The sequence below is a fragment of the Synechococcus sp. genome, from assembly GCF_982614295.1.
This window is the reverse complement of record NZ_CEXBMR010000033.1, coordinates 1-20,529: the sequence shown is the minus strand read 5'-3', so window position 1 is coordinate 20,529 and position 20,529 is coordinate 1. Positions and strand designations below refer to the sequence as shown.

Genomic DNA, 20,529 nt, shown 5'->3' with positions numbered 1-20,529 from the left:
AAGCGAGATCCAAAATTGTGCGCGGCTGATAATGGAAACCCTTAATCGCAACAACCCTTGGACCCTTGCATACCAAAGCAGGGTGGGACCGGTGGAATGGCTGCAGCCTTATACAGAAGAAGCCCTAGAGGATCTTGGGGCTGCTGGAGTTAAAGAACTTGTGGTGGTGCCTATCAGCTTTGTAAGTGAACATATAGAAACCCTGGAAGAAATAGATATTGAGTACCGCGAAATAGCAACTGAAGCAGGGGTAAGTAATTTTCGCAGGGTGCCTGCCCTTGATACCGATCCAACCTTTATTGCCTGCCTTGCAGATTTGGTTGAAACTTCAATGGCAGGCCCTGAGGTGAATCTGGAGCGAGCTGCTGCGCTACCAGCGCGCACCAAGCTTTACCCCCAGGAAAAATGGGTGTGGGGCTGGAACAACACTTCCGAGGTGTGGAACGGCAGGCTTGCCATGCTCGGCTTTTCTGCATTTTTGCTGGAGCTACTCAGCGGCCACGGACCGCTGCACAACATGGGATTGCTTTAAGCAGAGTCATGCGGGCCCTTAGCCAACTAAGTTAATTAACCAATGAACAGCTAACTGGTGCTGCCGTGACTGCCACTACAGCTTCCCAAGCCACAGTGTCCCTGCAGCTGCCAGGGAAGGTGAGCGGCGCTTATGCCCTCATGGATGCATTACATCGCCATGGGGTTGAACACATATTTGGATATCCCGGTGGAGCAATCCTGCCGATCTACGACGAACTTCACCTAGCAGAGCAACGGGGCTGGCTTAAGCACTTATTGGTGCGCCATGAGCAGGGGGGAACCCATGCCGCTGATGCTTATGCGAGAGCCACCGGCAAAGTAGGAGTTTGTTTTGGCACATCTGGCCCTGGTGCAACGAATCTTGTAACAGGCATTGCTACAGCGCAGATGGACTCTGTGCCAATGGTTGTAATTACGGGCCAGGTGCCACGGCCAGCTATTGGCACTGATGCCTTTCAGGAAACAGATATTTTTGGCATCACCCTTCCAATCGTTAAACATTCCTGGGTGGTGCGGGATCCAGCTCAGATCGGCAGAATCGTGGCCGAAGCTTTTTTGATCGCCTCAAGCGGACGCCCAGGACCTGTTTTGATTGACGTGCCTAAAGATGTAGGGATTGAGCTTTTTGACTACGTACCAGTTGAGCCAGGTTCAGTTGTGCCAACTGGCTTCCATCTGCCTCGAGCGCCAAAACAGGCAAGCATTGAGAAAGCGCTGGAACTGATTCGTGAAGCAAGGCGTCCGCTGCTTTATGTGGGAGGAGGCAGCATCAGCGCCGGTGCCCACGCGGAACTGAAAGTTTTGGCGGAACGCTTTCAATTGCCCGTTACGACAACCTTAATGGGCAAGGGCAGCTTCAACGAAAACCATCCTTTAGCGGTGGGAATGCTTGGGATGCATGGCACAGCCTATGCAAACTTCGCTGTAACCGATTGCGATTTATTAATCGCAACTGGCGCAAGATTTGATGACAGGGTAACAGGAAGGCTTGATAGTTTTGCCCCTAGGGCAAGGGTGATTCATATTGATATTGATGCAGCTGAAGTTGGCAAGAACCGCTGCCCAGATGTTGCAATAGTGGCCGATGTAAAGCTTGCACTACAGGCGCTATTAAAGGCATCAGATCAAGAAACAGCAAGCTTCCGCACCGCAGCCTGGCTAGAGCGCATAAATGAATGGAAAAAAAATTATCCACTTAATATTCCTGAACCAATTGGTGCAATTGCCCCACAAGAAGTAATGCTTGCGCTGCGGGATCTTGCCCCCAATGCAACTATAACTACTGATGTTGGTCAACATCAAATGTGGGCTGCACAATACTTAAATAACGGTCCACGGCAATGGATTAGTAGTAGCGGGCTCGGCACAATGGGTTTTGGTTTACCTGCAGCGGTTGGAGCTCAAACAGCATTGGAAGGCCAACAAGTAATTTGCGTTGCAGGTGATGCCAGTGTGCTGATGAATATTCAGGAACTCGGAACGCTTGCTCAATATCAACTACCAGTTAAGTTGATAATAATAAACAATGGCTGGCAAGGTATGGTTCGCCAATGGCAGGAAAGTTTCTATGAAGAGCGTTATTCCGCCTCTGATATGAGTAAAGGAATGCCAGATTTCCCTGCACTTGCTGAAGCTTTTGGCGTTAAGGGTATGGCAGTAACTAACCGGGAAGCACTGCGCAGCAGCCTACAGGAAGCTTTTGATTTCCCCGGACCAGTTCTAGTGGATGTAAAAGTACGCCGAAATGAAAATTGTTATCCAATGGTGCCGCCCGGCAAGAGCAATGCCCAAATGGTTGGGTTACCAAGCCATCCTGAACTAGCCCTAAGCGAAAGACGTAATTGCGGTAACTGCGGCCATTCCAACCCAAGTGAACACATCTGTTGTTCAAATTGTGGCGAGCGCCTATAAAATTATCGGCTCAGGATAATAGTTTTTTACCTTTAGCCAGAGCATCATTCTGATTTTTTGTGAGGAGTGGATAGCGGAGTTTTAGATCATCAAGAGCAGCATTAATAGTTTTTGTAATTATCAAACGACCAAACCATTTGTTATTCATTGGCACGCAATACCAAGGTGCATGTCTGGTGCTTGTATTTTGCAACATTGCCTCAAAAGCATTTTGATAATCATCCCAGTAGCGCCTTTCCTCTAAATCGCTAAACGAAAATTTCCAATTTTTTTCTGGGGCATGCAGGCGCTTTAAGAAACGTTTGCGTTGCTCATCAGCGCTGATATGCAAGAAAAATTTAAGCACGATAATACCGTTGCGAAAAAGATGTTTCTCAAATGCATTAATATCTTCATAGCGATTTTTCCAGATGTCAGGCCCCAAGAGTGAATCAGGCAAGGATTGATTTGCCACAAGGTTATGAACCTTTACTACAAGCACTTCCTCATAGTAGGAACGATTAAATATACCGATTTCCCCTCTTTGCGGGAGCCCTAGATTGTAGCGCCACAACCAATTATGGCGCAAATCATCAACGGAAGGATGTTTAAAACTATGTACTCTTACCCCCTGAGGATTAACCCCACTCATAACATGCTTAATGGTTGAATCTTTTCCCGCAGCATCTATTGCTTGAAGCACTATCAATACACCCCAGCGTGCATCTGCATACAGCAGATCCTGGAATTTCGCCAGCTGTTGAACCCCCTCAAGAAGGAGTTCATTTGAGGCAGATTTATCTTTTAAGCTACCTGTAAAATTTGGATTTTGATCGGCCAAACAAAATGAACTACCGCTAGAAACCTTATAAAAACCGGGTTGATGCCACTCAGCTGCCACAGCACTTCCAGCAATAGACGATAATAGCAAGGGATTTAGGTTTTAAATGAATTGGTTTTGTCTTTGCTTTGTGCATGTTCTTATATTAATTACTTGTTTACTACAAATGCCAAGCTTTGCTTCAGCAGCTGAAGTGCTCCAGGTACGTGAAGCGGATCTACTACTGATTGGTGATCAAAATCGCACTTATAGCGTTCGCCTTGCATGCGCAGAGATCCAACCGGGCAAAGAGAAAGCTGCCATTGATTTCCTGCGCAAAACTCTACCGAGACGCCAACGGGTTAATTTGATGCCAATCGGCAGCGAAGAAGGATTATTACTAGCAAGAGTGAGAGCTTTAGGCAGTGATTCAGATTTAACTAATTTATTAGTGGAGCAACAGTTGGCTACAATTAGTTCAACGTGCGATAACAAAACCGAACCCGCCTAAACAAATGAGCCTTAATCGCACAGCTAAGGGTATTGTTTTGGTGCCTTGCCTACTGCTTGGAGCAGCTTTTATAAGTGCCGGTGTTTGGGGCGGAGAAACAAACCAAACAGTGGCCTACAGCCTTGGTGGTGCCCTTACGTTGGGAGGTATCTTAGCTCAACTGTTGCCAGATGGTAGCAATAAACCAGATGTTGAAGATAATAATTAAGAGTTTTCTTACGGTTTTTTAGCGCCTGCCTGGCCTTGTTCCTGCATCAATTTGAAAAATTCTGGTGTTGGGTAAAATACAAATTCATCAGCTTTTGTTTCAATCATCCGGCCCAAAGCAACGGTAATATCAGCCGCTAATAACTCAACTTTAGTTCCTGTTATTTTTGCAGCAGCGGTAGCAGCATCGTTGTAAGAAAGGAAGAAAACAGCCTTTGTCCCCTTGGGCGTGTTTACTGTTATGAAAGGTTTAGAGAAGAATACTGGCACCGAAATACCTTCGTTAATATCTTTTTCGCTAACACCTTGCTTGCGTAGCAGCTCAACAGCTTTCGACATATTTATTTCCGAACTAATAACAGGAGCCACAAGTTTTTTATCAGTAAGTTTTTTATTAATTTCATTTACTTTATCGTTGGCTATATTCATTGGTATTGGTATTACCCGCGCCTTAGCCGTTGGATTTGCCTTATTAAAAGCATCCAATTCCTTTAGGGCTTTAGCTTGATCAAGGAACATGGGCAGGAGCAAATTCTTATCACCCTGGGGAATTGGAATTGGCGCCCCTTGATCATTAGTGATTAGAAAAACTGGAATAACGGCTAATTTCCTAAGAGCATCAGCTTCTGGAATGGCATACACCGCCCCAGCACCTAGAACTAGGGGGAAGCAAGCTGCTGCACCCAAGAAAGCAGATCGAAAACCCGATACAACACGCTGCACAAAAATCCCACAACCGATTGCTAAAGCGTAAGCAGAAAACAAGCTCTAATCTCCATTGGCTGGACGGTATGCGTCATGACCACCAATAAAAACTTTGCTGCTCTACAGATTGCAGGCGTGTTGGCAGCACTTCTTGGCAGTCAAAGCCTTGTGGCATCTGAACCTCTAGCTGGCAATGCCTTAATTCTGCTTCCAAGCGAGGGGGCAATTGCCGGATTAGGCGACGGCCTAAGGCGTGGGTTTGGCTTAGCCCAAGAGCAAAGCCAGTTATGTGGTGCCCCCTCAACTCAGTGGTCTACTGGTTGGATAAAACCTGGCAGCGATCCAGCAAACCAATTAAACAAACGCAAATTACCTCCCTTATTGCTCGCTCCACCCGCAACACCATTAGTAGAAACTGGCTTATTGGCAGCTTCAGAACAACGACAAATAATTCTGCCGCTGCAAAGGGGGGCTTCATTGCAGCAGTTGGCGAGCCGCCGTGGATCAGATCAACTTTGGCCGATTACTCCTGCCCGCAGCCTAGAAATTGATGCCCTTGTAAAAACAATGGTTCAAGCCAACCTGCGAAGCTTCTTATTGATTAGTGATGGCAGCGCCGAACAGCAACTACTGGCAGATCGATTTTTGGAAACCATGCGTATAAATGGAGGCGTTTTACTTGGCACTGATATAAAGGCTCGCGTGATTGATCCAAACAAACCAAAAGATCTGCAATTACTAGTGTCTGATGCTGAGTGGTTTCAACCGGCAGCTTTGGTGGTTATGAGCCCACAAAACAGCGAATTAACGCTCGCTGTGCAGGCTCAATCCTGGCCACAAGATATGCGTTTAGCTTGGAATTTTCCGCCGAAATCAAGCAATAGACAGGTGCAAATTGGAGTGGCAGAAGCAAGCAGGGGGCCAGGCTGGAAAAGTTTTGAACTGGATTTCAAAAAACGTTTTGGTTACAAACCCGGAACCGTGGAGGCAGCTGGATACGACGCCGGCCAGCTTGTTGCTTTATCTGTGTTACCAGCAAAAGTTAGTGCGCGTAACGGCATGGGGGGCTTTAATGCTGCCCTAAAACCAAGGAGTGTTTGCGCAAATGTGAAAATCAGAAAAAACGGCGAAGCGGCAAGGCCCCTTGGGGCGATAAGCAATATGGATATGAAAGCAGCAACCCCGCCAACAGCTCAACTGGATGTGATCCAATTGGAAGTTAACGGGGTGCAACTGCTGAAGACCTTTAATTTAGGCGCTAATTAAAAGGATTAAAACCTATTAATCACTCTTCGCCTTCATCCTCAGCACCCACTGGTACTAAACGGATTTGTTTGCGGCCTAGCTTAATTTCAAACTCATCACCGGGTTTCAGGTTCAGCATCGCTGTGTAGGCCTTACCTATTAGCAGATTGCCATTTCCTTGAACAGTGGCCACATAGCTGAGCTTGCGACCGCCTTTACCAACGGAAGCACTGCCAATGTCAACACCCTTAGCATCCAACAAAGCCTCGTAAAAAGCTGTGAAATTTAAGCGCTCGCCACCATCTTTCTTAGTGGACACATATCCACAGGCACGAACGATATCTGATTTACTGGAGTCGCCAAGATCGCGCACCTTCGTTAAAAGGTCATTTCCGATGAGCATGAGAAGTAGAAGAAATTGATTACTTTGTAAACATACCAAAAAATTGACAGATTTGAAAACCTTTTGCCACAGGTTTGCTAATTGGTTTAGTAGATAGGCTGGAAATAACGAAGGAAGCCAACAGTGATGTCCAATAAATGGCCAATCAGGCCAATGTTGCTATTAGATCAGCCGATTGCTCGGGAGGTGTATGTAGATGCTGTGCTGAACTTGCCAGAAAAGATCTATAGCAAGGCTCAACTTGATGCCTGGGCTGCTGTTGCTCTTCTGCCTGGTGTGCTTGATACAACCTTGCAGAAAGGTTTTGGGTTGGTGAGTTGCAGCAAAACAGCAATTGAGGCTTTTGCTGTGCTGTATCCAGCAGATCGGGTGGCCTTGCTTTACTGCCGAGCCAGATCACATCGCCAAGGCCGTGGCAAACAATTACTACAAGCATTAGAGGAAGAGGCCATTAAGCAAGGGGTTAGGCAACTACGCACCGAGGCGAGCTACATCAGCCAGCCCCTCTTTGAAAGCCTCGGCTGGGTTACAGAGCAGAAGGAACACTTGCTGATTGCTGGAATTGCCTTTGAACGCTTTCGCATGGGCAAAACCCTTTAGCCCACAAAGCCGCTTTTTCCTAGCTAGAAGTTGAAGAGTGAAAGTAACTGCAGTGAAAAGGCGTTTCTTATTTTCTGCCTCAATAAAAGCTTTGTTAGCTGCATCAAGCTGGGCTGCGTTTGCAAACAGAGCACTGGCATTGGGTGGGGTGCTGCCAGCGCTTGGGGAAGCGGCACCAGATTTTGATCTGGAAGGAATAAACAAGCAAGGCCCCCTGCAACGGAAACTGGCCGATTTGCGCGGCAAATGGTTGGTTTTATATTTTTATCCGAAGGATTTCACCAGTGGTTGCACCCTTGAAGCGAGGGGATTCCAGAAAGATTTAGTGAGTTTTCGTAAAAAGGGAGCGGAGATAATCGGGATCAGCGCTGATGATCCCGACCAACACGCCTCCTTCTGCGGCAGCGAGGGGCTTACATACACATTGCTATCGGATCCAGATGGCAGTGTTAGCCGCGCCTATGGCTCTTGGTTGGCGCCGTTCTCGCAAAGGCACACATTTTTAATTGATACCAATGGAATACTCAAAGCCCGTTGGACAGCGGTACAACCATCAGGCCATAGCCAAGAAGTGCTGAAAGAGCTCGAAAAACTCCAAGCCTAGGAATTGTTTCTGGCAACAAAAGTTGCTGCTAATAAGCCGCCGATAAAACCACTGAAATGTCCAATCCAGCTCACCCCTGGTGCTGAAAAAATTGGCAACAAACTTGGCAAAATACCGCCGTAGCAAATCAATGCAAATACTGATAAACCTAGTGATAAAGGTTTCTTTTCAAACCAACCAATCACTAAAAGATATCCCAACAAACCGTAAACAACACCAGAAAGCCCATGGCTGCCACTTGGCCAAAACAGCCACACGGGAATTGCACAGCCATAAACCCCAAGCCACACAGCCAAGTAATCGCGACGACCGCGCAAAAGAACCATCCAAGAAAGTGGCAAAAAAGTAAGCGAATTTGCTAGAAGATGGGCAAAGCCGCTGTGGCTAAAAGGAGCAGTAAGCACTCCAAGAAATGAACCGCCAGGGATCATTGCAAGATTCCATTGGCCGCGGAAAGCAAGCTGATCTACAAGCTCCTGAATCCATGCAATCAGCAGGATTAGGAGCGGCAAGAGCATTCTCAAATGCGCAACTGCTCCAATTGACCACTGCTGTGCAGTTCAGCTAAGGCGCTGTAACCGCCAATTGCTACTTCATCTATAAATATCTGAGGAACTGAACTCTCTGCTAGTGGGGTGATTTCTGTAAATGGAATCCCAAGGGTGCGCAACATTCGCAGTGCGCGGCGAGAAAAAGGGCATTCAGGCAATCCTGCAATCGTTACCCGTGTTTGGGCGAGAGGTTTTTTAGCTACCTGTGGCTGTGGTGAAGGAGATATGTTCAACAATCCAATCAGTAAATCAGCTCCCCGCAACACAGTGGTGCCATGTTCTAGGTGGCCACCCCACACAGCGCATTCATTATCAGAAAAGCTCAGATGCAAATGCACCCCAGTTGCAGCAATAGTGCCTTGAAGGCTAATAATCTCTAATTCACCAGCCAAAACCATTGGAGAGTTGCGTCCCGGGCAAGCAAACGATGCCTGGGAGAGATTCCCCACAACACTCAGCACAAATCCACTCAAATTGCGCTCTCGGGCAAACTGCTCAAGGCTGCTGCGCACATCACTGCCGGCATCTAAATGAAGTGGCTCGGCTTGCATAACGGAACTTTTGAAAATGGACTACCCACAGAACAGGTTAAGCGTGCCCTTTACCGAACTAAAGCTTGCGGTGGTGGGCCACGTGGAATGGATGAGTTTTGTGGCGGTGGAGAACCTCCCTAAAGCTGGGAGCATCTGCCATGCAAGCGATTTTAGGGAAGAAGCAGCCGGCGGCGGTGCTGTTGCAGCGGTGCAGTTAGCAAGGCTAACGAAACAAAAGGTGATTTTTTTTACTGCCTTGGGCCGTGATGCAGTGGGAGAAAAGGCAGCTGCGCGCTTGCAGGAGCTGGGTCTTGATTTGCATGTGGCCTGGAGGGATGCCCCCACCCGCAAAGGGATCAGTTTTGTTGATAGCGAAGCGGAACGCACAATTACCGTGATTGGCGAAAGGCTGGCACCACTAGCAAGTGATCCGTTGCCTTGGAACCTTATTAGTGAATGTGATGGAGTTTTTGTAACGGCCACTGATGCCGCCGGCTTGAAACTATGCCGCCGTAGCGCCCTGCTAACAGCTACACCAAGGTTGCGCTTAACAGTGCTAGAGGCCAGTGGAATTTGTTGCGACGCTTTAATCGGTAGTGCCCTTGATGAGGCTGAGCAGGTGCCAGTTGGATCACTCAGCCAGATACCACGATTGCGAATTGCCACCGAAGGAGCGGCAGGGGGTTGGTATGAACCAGGGGAGCGCTACGAAGCAATAAAACTAACAAAAGCTTTGGTTGATAGTTATGGCTGCGGAGATAGTTTTGCAGCCGGGGTAACAGCAGCATTAGCAGCTGGTTTTAACACTTTGGACGCAATTAATTTAGGGGCCCGCTGCGGGGCTGAATGTGCCTCCATTTTTGGCCCCTTTTGTGATATTGGGTAAATTAACGGCGTCCGTTAACTATCACCGAGCTGCCTGATGTGCCAGCGGCTCCAGGAAGTGCAGGCACCACTGAGGTTTGGCCATCCCACTTATCTAGGAATAATTTGTATAGCACTTGATCATCAAGGCTTGAATTAAGGGTTTGATAGCGCTTTGCTTCTTGTTCAGCAATTAAAACTTCAGTTTGAGCACGAAGTAATTGTTGTTCAGCAATTTGCTTTTGCTCAATTGCTGCTCTGTATTCCTCTGCTATTTGCAATCCCGTAAGATCAAGCCCCTGCACAGTTACATAGTCAAATTTACGTAGCTCTTCTGCAACTTTATCCTGAACTAATTCAGATATTGAGTTCCATTCTGTAGCGATCGTAACAAGTTCGTACTGGGAGAAAACAGATTTAAGCGCTTTCAATAAAGAAGGTTGAATAACGCGGGGATAAATCTGTTGATCATCTGTGGCAATCGTTTCATATATACGACCAGCCTCGGTGGGCTTCATCGCATATTTAACTGTTGCCGTGGCTTGAATTACCTGAAGATCTTTAGTGAGGGTAGAAAACTGTTCAGGTCGCACTTGAGTGCGCACATCAAAAAACGAAGTGTTTTGCACTAAAGGAGCTTTTATGTTGGCGCCGGGGCTACGGGGAATCCCGGTTACCTTGCCAAGGGTAGTTACAACCGCCACATTGCCTGCGGGAACAATAAAAACTGTTTGGCTCAACAAAATCGCCAATGCCGCCACCACGGCAAGAATCAAGGTGAGAATTCCACCTGGCCCATCTGAGCCACCGGCAGAACGAAGTGGCGATTGCATTGGCATTTTCCTGGAGAGTATTTATCCTAGGCAGGCAGATCAAAGCGATCGAGATTCATAACCTTCGTCCAAGCGGAACAAAAATCCAACACAAACCTTTGAGCCCCATCGCTTTGGGCGTAGATCTCAGCAATGGCACGCAATTGGGAATTTGAGCCGAACAGCAAATCCACCCGGCTGGCAGTGAACCGTTTAAGGCCACTCTTGCGATCTCTACCTTCGTAACTACCAGCGTGCTCAGGGCTGGGCGCCCAAACAATTTGCATATCAAGCAAATTCACAAAGAAATCATTGCTTAGGCTTCCAACCCGTTCAGTGAAAACTCCATGGCCTGCGCTGTTGCTCACTCCAAGCACCCTTAACCCAGCCACTAAAACAGTCATTTCAGGGGCTGATAAACCAAGAAGTTGGGCGCGATCCACCAAAAGATGTTCTGCCATCTTTCCTGTAGTTATTTTTTCGTAGTTGCGAAAACCATCAGCCTGGGGTTCAAGAGCTGCAAATGAGGTCACATCTGTATCAGCCTGAGATGCATCATTGCGGCCAGGGCTAAAGGGCACTGTTAATTGAAAACCAGCAGCAGCTGCCGCCAGCTCCACCCCAACACCACCAGCTAACACAATTAGGTCTGCTAGCGATAGCAAACTGCCATTGCTGCGGTTGGAATTGAAAGCTGATTGGAGCTCAGATAAACGACCCAAAACAGCTTCAAGTTTTTGCGGTTGATTAACAGCCCAATTGCATTGCGGCTCAAGGCGTAGCCGTGCTCCATTTGCGCCTCCGCGTTTGTCAGAACCGCGAAAAGTAGAAGCTGATGCCCATGCAGTTTCTACAAGTTCAGATACCGTAAAACCAGAATTGCGTATTAATTGCTTTATTTCATCAATTGCAGCGGAATCCAGTAAAGGCAGATCCGCTGGAGGGATTGGATCCTGCCAAATTAAAATTTCAGCTGGCGCTTCAGGGCCAAGGTAATTAGATCGCGGACCTAAATCTCTGTGGGTGAGTTTGAACCATGCCCGCGCGAATGCATCAGCAAATGCATCAGGGTTTTGGTGATAGTGGCGAGAAATTGGCTCATAAAACGGAGAAAAGCGCAAAGAGAGGTCAGCGGTTGTCATTATCGGTGCATGCTTCAATCCAGGTATGTGGGCATCTGGAATTAGATGTTCTTCTTTTACATTTTTTGCTCGCCACTGCCAAGCATCAGCAGGGCTTTTAACTAGTTCCCATTCATAACCAAACAACATATCGAAATAACCCATATCCCAGCGGGTGGGATTCGGTTTCCAGGCACCTTCAATGCCACTGGTATTCGTATCTGCCCCCTTGCCACTGCCCAACTGGTTTTTCCATCCCAACCCCATTTCCTCAAGGGGCGCGCCTTCTGGAGCTGGTCCGATAAATTCCTTACTGCCAGCACCATGACATTTGCCAAAAGTGTGGCCGCCTGCAACTAGTGCAACGGTTTCAGCATCATCCATAGCCATGCGGGCAAAGGTTTCTCGCACATCGATGCCAGATGCCCCAGGGTTGGGATTACCGTTTGGACCCTCGGGGTTTACATAAATAAGCCCCATTTGCACTGCTGCAAGAGGAGCATCCAATTCTCGATTACCGCTGTAGCGCTCATCACCAAGCCAAACGGTTTCATTACCCCAATTGATATCTAATTCCGGTTCCCAGATATCAACGCGACCTGCTGCAAAGCCAAAAGTTTTGAACCCCATGGATTCAAGCGCAACATTACCGGTAAGGATGATTAAATCTGCCCAAGAAATTTTATTGCCATATTTTTGCTTTATTGGCCAAAGCAAACGGCGAGCTTTATCAAGGTTGTCGTTATCAGGCCAACTATTTAGGGGGGAAAAACGCTGATTACCAGTACTTGCACCACCGCGACCATCACCAATTCGATAGGTGCCAGCGCTGTGCCAAGCCATACGAATAAATAAACCACCGTAATGATCCCAATCAGCCGGCCACCAATCTTGCGAATCAGTCATTAAGGCAGTGAGATCGGCCTTAAGCGCTTGGTAGTTAAGTTGGGCAAATGATTCTGCATAGCTAAACTCTTCGGATAAAGGGTTTGCTTTCGGGTTGTGTTGATGAAGAATATTTAGATTTACAAGTTCCGGCCACCAATCTGAACTGGAGGTCCCCGCACCAGCCGTTGCAGTTAAACTCGAGAGACTGAAAGGGCATTTACCAGAACTTGTCACTGCTGTGCTTGAAAAATGGAATAAAACTAAATTAACTCAATAAAAAAAAATGAAGAGAATTTTTACATTCCCTTCATTTTTAAAATATATGAGTATATATACTAGTTATTATCTACTCTCACCGCAACCGGCTCAAGTGCTAGCTGTTCAGAATCATCAGCTGTTGGCAAAGGAGTACTTATATTTCTTACCACTAATGCATCAATTGAAAACAAACCTGGGCCTGTTAATAGGAGTGAAATACTTCCACCTAAATAAAGAGCAACTAGTTCCAAAACGTAAATATTGAAACCGCCAGTTAAAATATGCTGGTAGGCAGCAACAGCCATTGTTCCAGTGATTGCAAGAGCTCCTAGTGGTGCGAAGACACCAAAAATCAGGAGCCAACTACCAATCAATTCAGAAATGCCAGCTGCATAAGCAAAAAAGAGTGGGAAAGGCAGGTGAAGTGATGCAACATAAGTATTTGCAAACTGCTGAGGATCAGCAAGTTTTTCTTGTCCATGATGGATCATCATCACGCCAATTGCAAGCCTCAACAGCAATAAACCTGCAGAAGCGAAAAGATTCTGTTTTAAAAAATAGGCTTTAATGCGGGGAAGCAACCAGCCTGTAAAAGCTACAAAATTTAAATTTAGAGACCTTTTTGAGGCGAGAAAATAAAGGGCTGCGCAAGAGGCTAAAAACCCACCTGCTGATTCAAGTAAAAGAGGGGAAGCCATGGAAGAGGATAATGTGAGGTTAAAAATTGGGAAATGAATGATTAAAGAAAATTTAATCACTAGGCATATCAGGCTGAGCAAGTGCACTCACAATCCAGGCTCCTATTAAAAGCACTGCGAGAGCGGCTGTTGGAGAAAAGTCCATCGGTCTACAAACTTTTGTTTCGCCAACTGTAACGGAATGTAACGGTGCGTGTGGACCTTATCCGGGTTGGATAACTTGAACAGATGAAGGCTCCAAAAGCGCTACTCGATCGCCTAGAAAAAATTGCAATTGAACTGCCTTCAATCGGCTTTAGCAAGCTGAAGCTGGTTGTATTGCTTTCTCAGTTGGGGGATTTCGACAGTATTGAATACGCGCAGGCGCTAGTTGTAGAGCTGCCGAAACTGCAAAAATCAAATATTGAGCTAATTGCCATTGGGATCGGCTCTAAAGAAAGCGCAGAACGTTTTTGTAGCTACACAGGATTTCCAAAGCAGTGCCTATTTGCAGATTCAGAACCGATAATTCATCAAGATCTGGGGTTGTATCCAGGTTTGAAAATTGCCGGTGGGCCTTGGCTTGGTCTTTTATTGATGTGCGCAGGGATCGGGTCGCCCGGCACTCTTAAAGAGGTTTTGAGGGGATATAGCGGCGACCGATCAGCGCCACAAAGATTAGATACAAAAATGTTTGAATTAGCCGGTGGCAATGGATTTCAAAGGCCATTTGAACTTGCAACTGTTCGATTGAAAAATATGGTTGAAGTTTTGGGTGCATGGTCTACATATGTAGAAACAGATAAGTTCCTCACTCAAAGAGGAGGAACTTATCTGTTGAATCAGAAAAATGAACTGATTTATGAATTTAAAGACAAAGGAATATTAGGATTTTCAGAAACAATGGCAAGTCCACTGAAATTCCTAGAAAACTTTTTAGTTAATTAGGTAAGCCGGCGACAACCCAAGTTAATAGATCCGGCATCCAGCATGCGCCCAAGCTTTAATGCTGTTGCCTCTTCTGCCCTGCTAAACCTGTATTGCTGCGAAGCAACCCAGCTTATTTCACTCTCTGTGATCACCCCTGTGCTGAGTGATTCCAAGAAAACCTCTCCAAGAGTCATTTGAATTTGTAACGAACTATTACATCTTGCCGCTTAAACGGCTTCGCAGTGGTTTGGAAGGAAAACTGGTAAGCCACGAAAACCAAGAGCAATGCGCCGGGCCAGCAACAAAATGGGATAAAAACGCTTTGCTCTAGCTGGTTCCATGAAAACAGCCTTAAGCAAAAACAGCAAAGGGTCGCTTGGTTTCATAAGTTTGGAAATCTCAGCAACAGCATCAGATCCATGCCATATCTTTTCTGGAGTTATAAGTGCAGCCCCGCGACCAAAATCAAAACCTTGAGCTAGAAGCTGAGCCCGAATCTTGTGATCAGCTCTGCCATCGCAGATAGTTAAAGAAGGAATCCCGCCCACAAGTTCAGCGCGAGCAGCAAAGGCTTGGCAAAATGGGCATCCTCCGTCGTATACAAGCAGCAGTGTTGAGCAGGATTTAATCATCAACCCATTCTGGCGGCAACTATTGCGAGCAGCGCAAAAAAGAGAAGGGAGATCGCCCCAAGCCCGTTGGTTGCAGCTAGCAACAGTGGCAGAAGACGGAACTGCAAGGGTTAGAACATTAGTTTTTCGTGGCTGGTGCGGCCCTGCAAGCTTGGAACTACTTAGCGACAACCGCAGCTCAAAGTTTAACGAGCTAGAAAAAAACCCAAGTATCGAAATTTGCTGGCTTCTGCCAAAAGCAAGATGTCAGTTCAGGCTTATGGGCACCCGAATAGTGCTTGACGCGGGGATAAATCAAATGGCGCGAGAAATGCACTGGGAAAAACTCACACCGGAAGCTCGAGCCCTGTGGGCTTGGCCGCCACCAGGAGAAAAATTCGACACCACGGCAAGCTTCCCGAAAGAAATTGCAGATAATTGCCCGATTCCCAACTGTTTTGAGCTGATCCGAATTGAGTTATCTGAAGTGGAAATACTGCAATTGGGTGAAAATCCCCACAACAGATTGCGATGGCGAGCAAATCAAAATTGGACTGAAGAAAAACTTAACCCGTAACACCCTGCAGAAGCATCTTCACATCTGCAAGACGTTTTGCATTTACGCCAAGATCTGAATCGCCCAACCTTGATACGGAACGGGCCTGCACAAGCCCGCGGATCGGATCTGCATAAATCTCAAGATCATCAACAAAACCGAAAAAAGCACTGCTAACTGTTGCATGCAGATAACCTTCGGTTTGATCCACTAAATTTGTTCTAGGCATTAATTCAAGCAACGGCTGTAGAGCCTGCACAGCTGCAACCGGTTCTGCCACTTGCCAATTGGCACGAGCGCAGTGAGCAGGTGATGTACATGGAGAAAGTTCAGCATTGTGAATTCCCAAATCGGTGGGTTCAGGGCCGACAAATTGAAAAAAGCTCAGACCAAAAACCAAAATAAAATGCAAAACGATATTCATTTTTCCGTTGGAGAAGGGGGAGCACTTGGAGTGGCTGATGGGCTAAGAATGCCCTGCATGTCTAGATCTAGCTCGCCTATCCAGAGGAACAAACCAGCAATGCAGGCAAGGGCAGCCCCTAGTAAAAGCCAGTGGCGGCGGTCCATCGCTTGCTTCCATAGGATCCTTAGTGAATTGATTATGGCAAAACCATGTCTCTCGATCAACTTAAGGCTTTTTTGAAGAGGGTTCAGAACGACGAGAAAACCAAACAAGAAATACTTTCCGCTGCCACCGCAGACGATGTAGCCGTTATTGCGATGAAACTGGGATTTGAATTTTCCGGAGACGAATTACTACGAGTATCTGGAAAAAAATTCGACCGCGTAACAGTTCACAAACAGAATATTCCAGGAGAATACAACTAGCTAAACAGCTTCATTAGGGAATTTTTTCCATAAAGCTAAACCGCCGCCTCTTCCTCTAGCTGCTAGCCAGCCATTGCTATCTCTTGTAATCAGTGCAAAAAATGGCATTACACGAGTAGACATCGGTGCAGGCAATAAACGCTGAAACAGAACATACCTACCGAATTTAATTAATATATGGTTAAACTCAAATAATAAAAGCGGACGTTTGCCTTGCAATTTTGCTTTACCAATAAATCGCAATTCTAAATTGCCCAAATTCACAACATTGCATAGCTGAATCTCTTCAAGTGCTATTGCTATTTCAAGGCGTGCTCGAATCGCCTTTAAAACTGTGGAATTGATAACAGAAAAAGAATTACTACCCTTAGCCCAAACCTGTTGAAGAAGCCAGCAACCCACCAGGTCTTGTTCTTGAATACCAGTGCCCTGAGCTCGGGCTTGAATTTCAAGTTGCAGCAACTGTTCAGCGTTGCGAAAGGGTTGAACAAGCACGCATTCCACTCAGCAAAGCACCAGCATGGTGGTATTCAAGCCAAAACGCATGAACGGCTCAGATTTAAGCTACAAAAAGGTGTTAACCGCCTCCGATCGCCACAAACAAGACGAAACGGATGACAGTTTGTTTTATGCACAACCAAGATTTGTGCAACACCTCGATGGGAGCTTCCGCAAGCAGTTAACAAACCTCTACGAGGAAAAGCTTAAGCCAAATACAATTGTTCTGGATTTAATGAGCAGTTGGGTAAGCCATCTACCATCAAGCGTTAAGTTTAAGCAAGTAATTGGGCACGGCTTAAATAAACAAGAATTAGAAGCAAATCCACATTTCAATAAACACTGGGTTCAAAATTTAAATAGTAATCAAAAACTTCCAATTGAAAGCAATTTAGTTGATGCAGTTTTAATAGTGGCTGGATGGCAATATTTACAATATCCAGAAGCAGTAAGTTCTGAATTATTAAGAATTACGAGCCCTAATGGAATTATTATTGTTAGTTTTTCAAATCGGATGTTTTCAACAAAAGCACCAAGAGCATGGCTAGATGCAAATGATTCTGAACGCTTATTTGGTATTTCCAAAATCCTAAGCAATCAAGGCTGGATTGTTGAGCAAATTATTAACAAAAACTCACTAGCTGAAGGTCTACTTGGTTTATTTGGTGGCAAAGGCGACCCATTCCTATCGATTATTGCTCGAACAACCAAAAATAAAAAAAACAACTAGTATTAATGGATACACGCCTTGCAGCGGCCACCTCTGTGCCCTGAACCCAAATTTTAGCAAAAATTTATTTTAGCTAAAATAAAGGCCTGGATAATTTGACATTAACGATCCAAGCAAACCGCACAAGTTCATTAAAAAGTTTAGAAATCAAAGAACGGCCTCAAGTTGCATATATATACTGCGAAGGAAATTTTAAATCCCTAGATGGCAAAACAGCTCATGGCCTATTAAGGCAATCGGATGAATTTAAAATTAAAGCTATAATTGATAGCGAATCTGCGGGGTTAGATTCGGGAATGGTTCTAAATGGTATAAAAAATAATATCCCCATAGTAGCGAATCTTACTGAAGCAATCAATTTAAAAGGTTGCAAAGCAAACAATTTTATTTATGGAATGGCTCCTGCAAATGGTTTATATAGTATTGGAGATCGATCAGTTATTCTTGACGCATTAAGTGCAGGCCTTAATATAATTAGCGGTATGAGAGAATTTCTATCGGATGAAGCAGAGTTTGCACTAATGGCAGCTAGCCATAATGCAATAATTAAAGATGTACGACGTCCACCGGAATTAAAAGACCTACGCCTTTTCAACGGATCAATTGATACTGTTAAATGTATAAGAATTGCAATCCTTGGCACAGATGGGGCTATCGGCAAAAGAACAACTGCAACATTAATGGTGCAAGCACTTAATCAAAAAGGAATAACAACTGTATTAATTAGCACAGGCCAAACAGGATTAATGCAAGGTGGGCGCTACGGCGTAGCACTCGATGCAATTCCTTCACAATTTTGTTCAGGCGAGGTGGAAGCTGCCATTGTTAAAGCCTATAACGCCGAAAAACCAAAAGTTATCATAATTGAAGGCCAAGGTGCATTGAGCCATCCTGCATATCTCTCATCTGGATTCATACTTCGTGGTAGCAAACCCCATGCAGTTGTACTTCAACATGCGCCAAAACGCAAAAATTTAAGTGATTTCCCATTCATGGCAATGCCAACTCCCGGATCGGAAATCAAACTGATAGAGGCATTCGTGGAAACAGCAGTTATTGGAATAACAATAAATCATGAGGAAATGGATGATAATGAAGTTAGTTTAGTTATTTCGAGTTATGAGGCTGAATATAAAATACCTGTTACAGATGCGGTAAGCCGTGAACCTGAAGCACTAGTTGCGATGGTGCTAAAAGCATTTCCTGAACTGCATGGTTGTTTAAGTAACAACTTTTGAAAGCTCCAAGGTTAGAAATTAAACTCAAACAACTTCAGCACAATGCAGTAGAGTTATTAGAAAATCTTGCTTTGCAAGGTATTTCAATTACAGGTGTAAGCAAAGCAACAATGGCTATGCCAGAAATAATAAATATATGGATAAGTGCAGGAATTCATTCAATTGGCGAATCAAGAATTGAAAATATAGAATCTATAAATAAAGTAAATAACAGAGTACGCACCTTACTTACACGTATACCAATGCTTAGTCAAGTTGATCAGGTGGTTTCACAAGCAAGCATCAGTTGCAATAGTGAATTAACTGTATTAACTGCGCTAGCTGCGGCAGCAGCAAAACAAAACCTGCGCCACGGTGTGCTTTTAATGGTGGAATTAGGTGATCTGCGCGAAGGGATACTTCCAAAAGACCTTAACGAAGTAATAAAGCTGGTATTGAAATTACCAAATTTAGAATTAATCGGAATTGGTGCAAATTTAGGGTGTCAAAATGGCGTGGCACCTGATCAAAAAAATATGAATGAATTATCATCAATTATGAATAATATAGAAACAGATTTTAAAATTAAGCTGGAGTGGTGCTCGGGGGGAAATTCTGCAAATCTACCTTGGCTTGCAGCGGGCGGGAAGCCGGATCGCCTTAATCATCTTCGTATTGGTGAAGCATTGCTGCTTGGCCGAGAACCATTAACAAGAACTAAAATAAAAGGTTTATATACAGATGCTATAACTCTTGTGGCAGAGGTTATAGAAATAAAACTAAAACCAACAACCCCATGGGGAATACAATATCAAACTAGTTTTAGCGATGCTCCAAGTGAACAGAATAAAGAATCTAATGCAAAACAAAATAAAATTTATGAATCGCGTATTTTATTTGCAATTGGTGAGCAGGATATAGACCCAAGCGGATTAAAAGCTGATGGGATTGAAATAAAAGGAGCATCGAGCGATTATCTAGTAGTATCGAGCTCACAAAATACCTTAAATGTTGGATATGAACAGCGATTTAGCCTGAATTACAGCGCCTTATTGCGCGCTATGACCTCGCCATATATAGCTAAGTGTTTTGTTAGTTAAGCTGATCAGGTAATATGATAAAACGATAGTTTTCTGGCTAAAAATGGATGAACTAGTAAAAGCCTATTACGGCCAATCGCTCCAAAGCAGCGCTGATTTGAAAACAAGCGCTTGCTGTGATGCAAATGCGGTGCCAGCATGGCTAAAGCCATTATTAGCGAAGATTCATCCCGATATTTGCAATCGCTACTACGGTTGCGGTCTTGTCTGCCCAGAACACATAAATGGCTTTAAAGTTCTTGATCTTGGCAGCGGCGCGGGAAGAGACGCGTATCTCCTGGCGCAATTGGTGGGCCCTTCTGGAGAAGTTGTTGGGGTAGATATAACATCAGAGCAATTATCAATTTCACGAAATTATCTTAAATACCATTCAGATTTATTTGGTTATTCCAACGTTAGTTTTATAGAGGGAAGAATAGAAAACTTAGCTGATCTTGGCTTGCAACCACAGAGTTTTGATCTAATCGTTAGTAATTGTGTGCTCAATTTGTCTATGGATAAATCAGCAGTTTTAGAAGGAGTAAGAAATTTATTAAAAAATGATGGAAGATTTTATTTTGCAGATATTTATGCCGATAAGCCAATCCCTCTTAACCTCCGCAATCATCCAGTATTGTACGGGGAATGTCTTAGTGGAGCATTTTACACAGATGAATTTATTGCCTTAAGCCAAAGTATGGGATTTCATGAACCGCAACTAATCACCCAAAAACCAATAGTTATTGAAGATAATGAAATAGCAGCAATGCTAAACGGTATTAATTTTTGCTCTACAACATATCAATTGCATAAAAAATCACCATTTTGCACAGTATATTCCGATATAAACCTTG

General features: G+C 45.0%; 27 protein-coding genes. 15 read left to right on the top strand and 12 right to left on the bottom strand.

Annotated elements, in window-relative coordinates; translation table 11 throughout:
* Positions 1 to 532: ferrochelatase (gene hemH, locus AC2JC8_RS06875; RefSeq protein ID WP_484594407.1), on the top strand; the 532-nt coding region annotated here is incomplete at its 5' end.
* 65 nt (positions 533 to 597) lie between these two features.
* The gene (gene ilvB / locus AC2JC8_RS06870; RefSeq protein WP_484400091.1) at positions 598 to 2,445 is read left to right on the top strand and encodes a biosynthetic-type acetolactate synthase large subunit; all 1,848 of its coding nucleotides are present in this window, start codon (positions 598 to 600) and stop codon (positions 2,443 to 2,445) included.
* 10 nt (positions 2,446 to 2,455) lie between these two features.
* Here ilvB and AC2JC8_RS06865 read toward each other — a convergent pair whose 3' ends face one another.
* Positions 2,456 to 3,325, bottom strand: coding sequence for a polyphosphate kinase 2 family protein (locus AC2JC8_RS06865; protein ID WP_484400092.1), 870 nt, complete (start codon positions 3,323 to 3,325; stop codon positions 2,456 to 2,458).
* A 70-nt stretch (positions 3,326 to 3,395) separates the two neighbouring features.
* Between AC2JC8_RS06865 and AC2JC8_RS06860 the strand changes: the two genes are divergently transcribed.
* Both AC2JC8_RS06860 and AC2JC8_RS06855 read left to right on the top strand, forming a co-directional pair.
* Positions 3,396 to 3,755 (top strand): nuclease, encoded by a 360-nt coding sequence (locus tag AC2JC8_RS06860; protein WP_484400093.1) that lies wholly within the window; start codon positions 3,396 to 3,398, stop codon positions 3,753 to 3,755.
* A gap of 4 nt (positions 3,756 to 3,759) precedes the next feature.
* On the top strand, positions 3,760 to 3,963 hold the full coding sequence (locus AC2JC8_RS06855; protein WP_255131240.1) for a GIVxVP protein: 204 nt from the start codon (positions 3,760 to 3,762) through the stop codon (positions 3,961 to 3,963).
* Between the two features lie 8 nt (positions 3,964 to 3,971).
* Here the strand turns inward: AC2JC8_RS06855 and AC2JC8_RS06850 are convergent, their stop codons facing one another.
* Entirely contained in the window at positions 3,972 to 4,604 is a 633-nt protein-coding gene (locus AC2JC8_RS06850) for a hypothetical protein (protein WP_484400095.1), read from the bottom strand.
* A 156-nt stretch (positions 4,605 to 4,760) separates the two neighbouring features.
* Between AC2JC8_RS06850 and AC2JC8_RS06845 the strand changes: the two genes are divergently transcribed.
* Positions 4,761 to 5,933, top strand: a complete 1,173-nt coding sequence (locus tag AC2JC8_RS06845; RefSeq protein ID WP_484400096.1) for a histidine kinase — start codon at positions 4,761 to 4,763, stop codon at positions 5,931 to 5,933.
* A 19-nt stretch (positions 5,934 to 5,952) separates the two neighbouring features.
* On the opposite strand, the gene AC2JC8_RS06840 is transcribed toward AC2JC8_RS06845, so the two are convergent.
* A complete protein-coding gene (locus AC2JC8_RS06840) occupies positions 5,953 to 6,315 on the bottom strand; it encodes an AbrB family transcriptional regulator (RefSeq protein ID WP_484400097.1) in 363 nt (120 codons plus the stop codon).
* A gap of 126 nt (positions 6,316 to 6,441) precedes the next feature.
* Here AC2JC8_RS06840 and AC2JC8_RS06835 point away from each other — a divergent pair, with 126 nt between their 5' ends.
* Together AC2JC8_RS06835 and AC2JC8_RS06830 are read left to right on the top strand one after the other, a co-directional pair.
* Positions 6,442 to 6,915 carry an N-acetyltransferase family protein gene (locus AC2JC8_RS06835; protein ID WP_484419766.1) on the top strand — a complete coding sequence of 158 codons (474 nt, stop codon included), beginning with the start codon at positions 6,442 to 6,444 and terminating at the stop codon, positions 6,913 to 6,915.
* 52 nt (positions 6,916 to 6,967) lie between these two features.
* Entirely contained in the window at positions 6,968 to 7,519 is a 552-nt protein-coding gene (locus AC2JC8_RS06830) for a peroxiredoxin (protein WP_484400100.1), read from the top strand.
* On the opposite strand, the gene AC2JC8_RS06825 is transcribed toward AC2JC8_RS06830, so the two are convergent.
* Both AC2JC8_RS06825 and AC2JC8_RS06820 read right to left on the bottom strand, forming a co-directional pair.
* Positions 7,516 to 8,037 carry a rhomboid family intramembrane serine protease gene (locus AC2JC8_RS06825; RefSeq protein WP_484400101.1) on the bottom strand — a complete coding sequence of 174 codons (522 nt, stop codon included), beginning with the start codon at positions 8,035 to 8,037 and terminating at the stop codon, positions 7,516 to 7,518. The genes AC2JC8_RS06830 and AC2JC8_RS06825 overlap by 4 nt on opposite strands.
* Positions 8,038 to 8,039: 2 nt before the next feature.
* On the bottom strand, positions 8,040 to 8,621 hold the full coding sequence (locus AC2JC8_RS06820; protein WP_484400102.1) for a PCC domain-containing protein: 582 nt from the start codon (positions 8,619 to 8,621) through the stop codon (positions 8,040 to 8,042).
* A 16-nt stretch (positions 8,622 to 8,637) separates the two neighbouring features.
* Here AC2JC8_RS06820 and AC2JC8_RS06815 point away from each other — a divergent pair, with 16 nt between their 5' ends.
* Positions 8,638 to 9,489, top strand: a complete 852-nt coding sequence (locus tag AC2JC8_RS06815) for a PfkB family carbohydrate kinase (protein ID WP_484594406.1) — start codon at positions 8,638 to 8,640, stop codon at positions 9,487 to 9,489.
* Between the two features lies 1 nt (position 9,490).
* Here AC2JC8_RS06815 and AC2JC8_RS06810 read toward each other — a convergent pair whose 3' ends face one another.
* The 3 genes from AC2JC8_RS06810 to AC2JC8_RS06800 all read right to left on the bottom strand — a co-directional run bounded on the left by AC2JC8_RS06810 (position 9,491) and on the right by AC2JC8_RS06800 (position 13,244).
* Positions 9,491 to 10,300: a prohibitin family protein gene (locus tag AC2JC8_RS06810; RefSeq protein ID WP_484400105.1), complete on the bottom strand. Its 810-nt coding sequence runs from the start codon at positions 10,298 to 10,300 to the stop codon at positions 9,491 to 9,493.
* A 26-nt stretch (positions 10,301 to 10,326) separates the two neighbouring features.
* Entirely contained in the window at positions 10,327 to 12,522 is a 2,196-nt protein-coding gene (katG, locus tag AC2JC8_RS06805) for a catalase/peroxidase HPI (protein WP_484400106.1), read from the bottom strand.
* 101 nt (positions 12,523 to 12,623) lie between these two features.
* Positions 12,624 to 13,244, bottom strand: coding sequence for a DoxX family protein (locus AC2JC8_RS06800; RefSeq protein WP_484400107.1), 621 nt, complete (start codon positions 13,242 to 13,244; stop codon positions 12,624 to 12,626).
* A 228-nt stretch (positions 13,245 to 13,472) separates the two neighbouring features.
* Here AC2JC8_RS06800 and AC2JC8_RS06795 point away from each other — a divergent pair, with 228 nt between their 5' ends.
* A complete protein-coding gene (locus AC2JC8_RS06795) occupies positions 13,473 to 14,171 on the top strand; it encodes a peroxiredoxin-like family protein (protein ID WP_484400108.1) in 699 nt (232 codons plus the stop codon).
* 209 nt (positions 14,172 to 14,380) lie between these two features.
* On the opposite strand, the gene AC2JC8_RS06790 is transcribed toward AC2JC8_RS06795, so the two are convergent.
* Positions 14,381 to 14,785: a thiol-disulfide oxidoreductase DCC family protein gene (locus AC2JC8_RS06790; RefSeq protein WP_484400109.1), complete on the bottom strand. Its 405-nt coding sequence runs from the start codon at positions 14,783 to 14,785 to the stop codon at positions 14,381 to 14,383.
* Here AC2JC8_RS06790 and AC2JC8_RS06785 point away from each other — a divergent pair.
* The gene (locus tag AC2JC8_RS06785; protein WP_484594408.1) at positions 14,781 to 15,341 is read left to right on the top strand and encodes a pyridoxamine 5'-phosphate oxidase; all 561 of its coding nucleotides are present in this window, start codon (positions 14,781 to 14,783) and stop codon (positions 15,339 to 15,341) included. The two genes, AC2JC8_RS06790 and AC2JC8_RS06785, sit on opposite strands and share 5 nt — an antisense overlap.
* On the opposite strand, the gene AC2JC8_RS06780 is transcribed toward AC2JC8_RS06785, so the two are convergent.
* Positions 15,331 to 15,744, bottom strand: coding sequence for a DUF1499 domain-containing protein (locus AC2JC8_RS06780; RefSeq protein WP_484400111.1), 414 nt, complete (start codon positions 15,742 to 15,744; stop codon positions 15,331 to 15,333). The genes AC2JC8_RS06785 and AC2JC8_RS06780 overlap by 11 nt on opposite strands.
* Positions 15,741 to 15,890: a hypothetical protein gene (locus AC2JC8_RS06775; RefSeq protein ID WP_484400112.1), complete on the bottom strand. Its 150-nt coding sequence runs from the start codon at positions 15,888 to 15,890 to the stop codon at positions 15,741 to 15,743. Before AC2JC8_RS06775 ends, AC2JC8_RS06780 begins: the two co-directional genes overlap by 4 nt.
* 45 nt (positions 15,891 to 15,935) lie before the next feature.
* Here AC2JC8_RS06775 and AC2JC8_RS06770 point away from each other — a divergent pair, with 45 nt between their 5' ends.
* Positions 15,936 to 16,151: a Nif11-like leader peptide family natural product precursor gene (locus AC2JC8_RS06770; RefSeq protein ID WP_255131976.1), complete on the top strand. Its 216-nt coding sequence runs from the start codon at positions 15,936 to 15,938 to the stop codon at positions 16,149 to 16,151.
* On the opposite strand, the gene AC2JC8_RS06765 is transcribed toward AC2JC8_RS06770, so the two are convergent.
* Complete coding sequence (locus AC2JC8_RS06765) at positions 16,152 to 16,646, bottom strand: hypothetical protein (RefSeq protein WP_484400113.1); 495 nt, start codon at positions 16,644 to 16,646, stop codon at positions 16,152 to 16,154.
* Between the two features lie 49 nt (positions 16,647 to 16,695).
* On the opposite strand from AC2JC8_RS06765, the gene AC2JC8_RS06760 reads away from it, so the two are divergent.
* From AC2JC8_RS06760 to AC2JC8_RS06745, 4 genes are all read left to right on the top strand, one after another.
* A complete protein-coding gene (locus AC2JC8_RS06760; protein ID WP_484400114.1) occupies positions 16,696 to 17,379 on the top strand; it encodes a methyltransferase domain-containing protein in 684 nt (227 codons plus the stop codon).
* A gap of 95 nt (positions 17,380 to 17,474) precedes the next feature.
* Positions 17,475 to 18,617 carry an N-acetyltransferase DgcN family protein gene (locus AC2JC8_RS06755; RefSeq protein WP_484419770.1) on the top strand — a complete coding sequence of 381 codons (1,143 nt, stop codon included), beginning with the start codon at positions 17,475 to 17,477 and terminating at the stop codon, positions 18,615 to 18,617.
* Complete coding sequence (locus AC2JC8_RS06750; protein WP_484400117.1) at positions 18,614 to 19,696, top strand: alanine/ornithine racemase family PLP-dependent enzyme; 1,083 nt, start codon at positions 18,614 to 18,616, stop codon at positions 19,694 to 19,696. Before AC2JC8_RS06755 ends, AC2JC8_RS06750 begins: the two co-directional genes overlap by 4 nt.
* 43 nt (positions 19,697 to 19,739) lie before the next feature.
* The coding region (locus AC2JC8_RS06745; protein WP_484594405.1) for a methyltransferase domain-containing protein at positions 19,740 to 20,529 on the top strand (790 nt) is incomplete at its 3' end.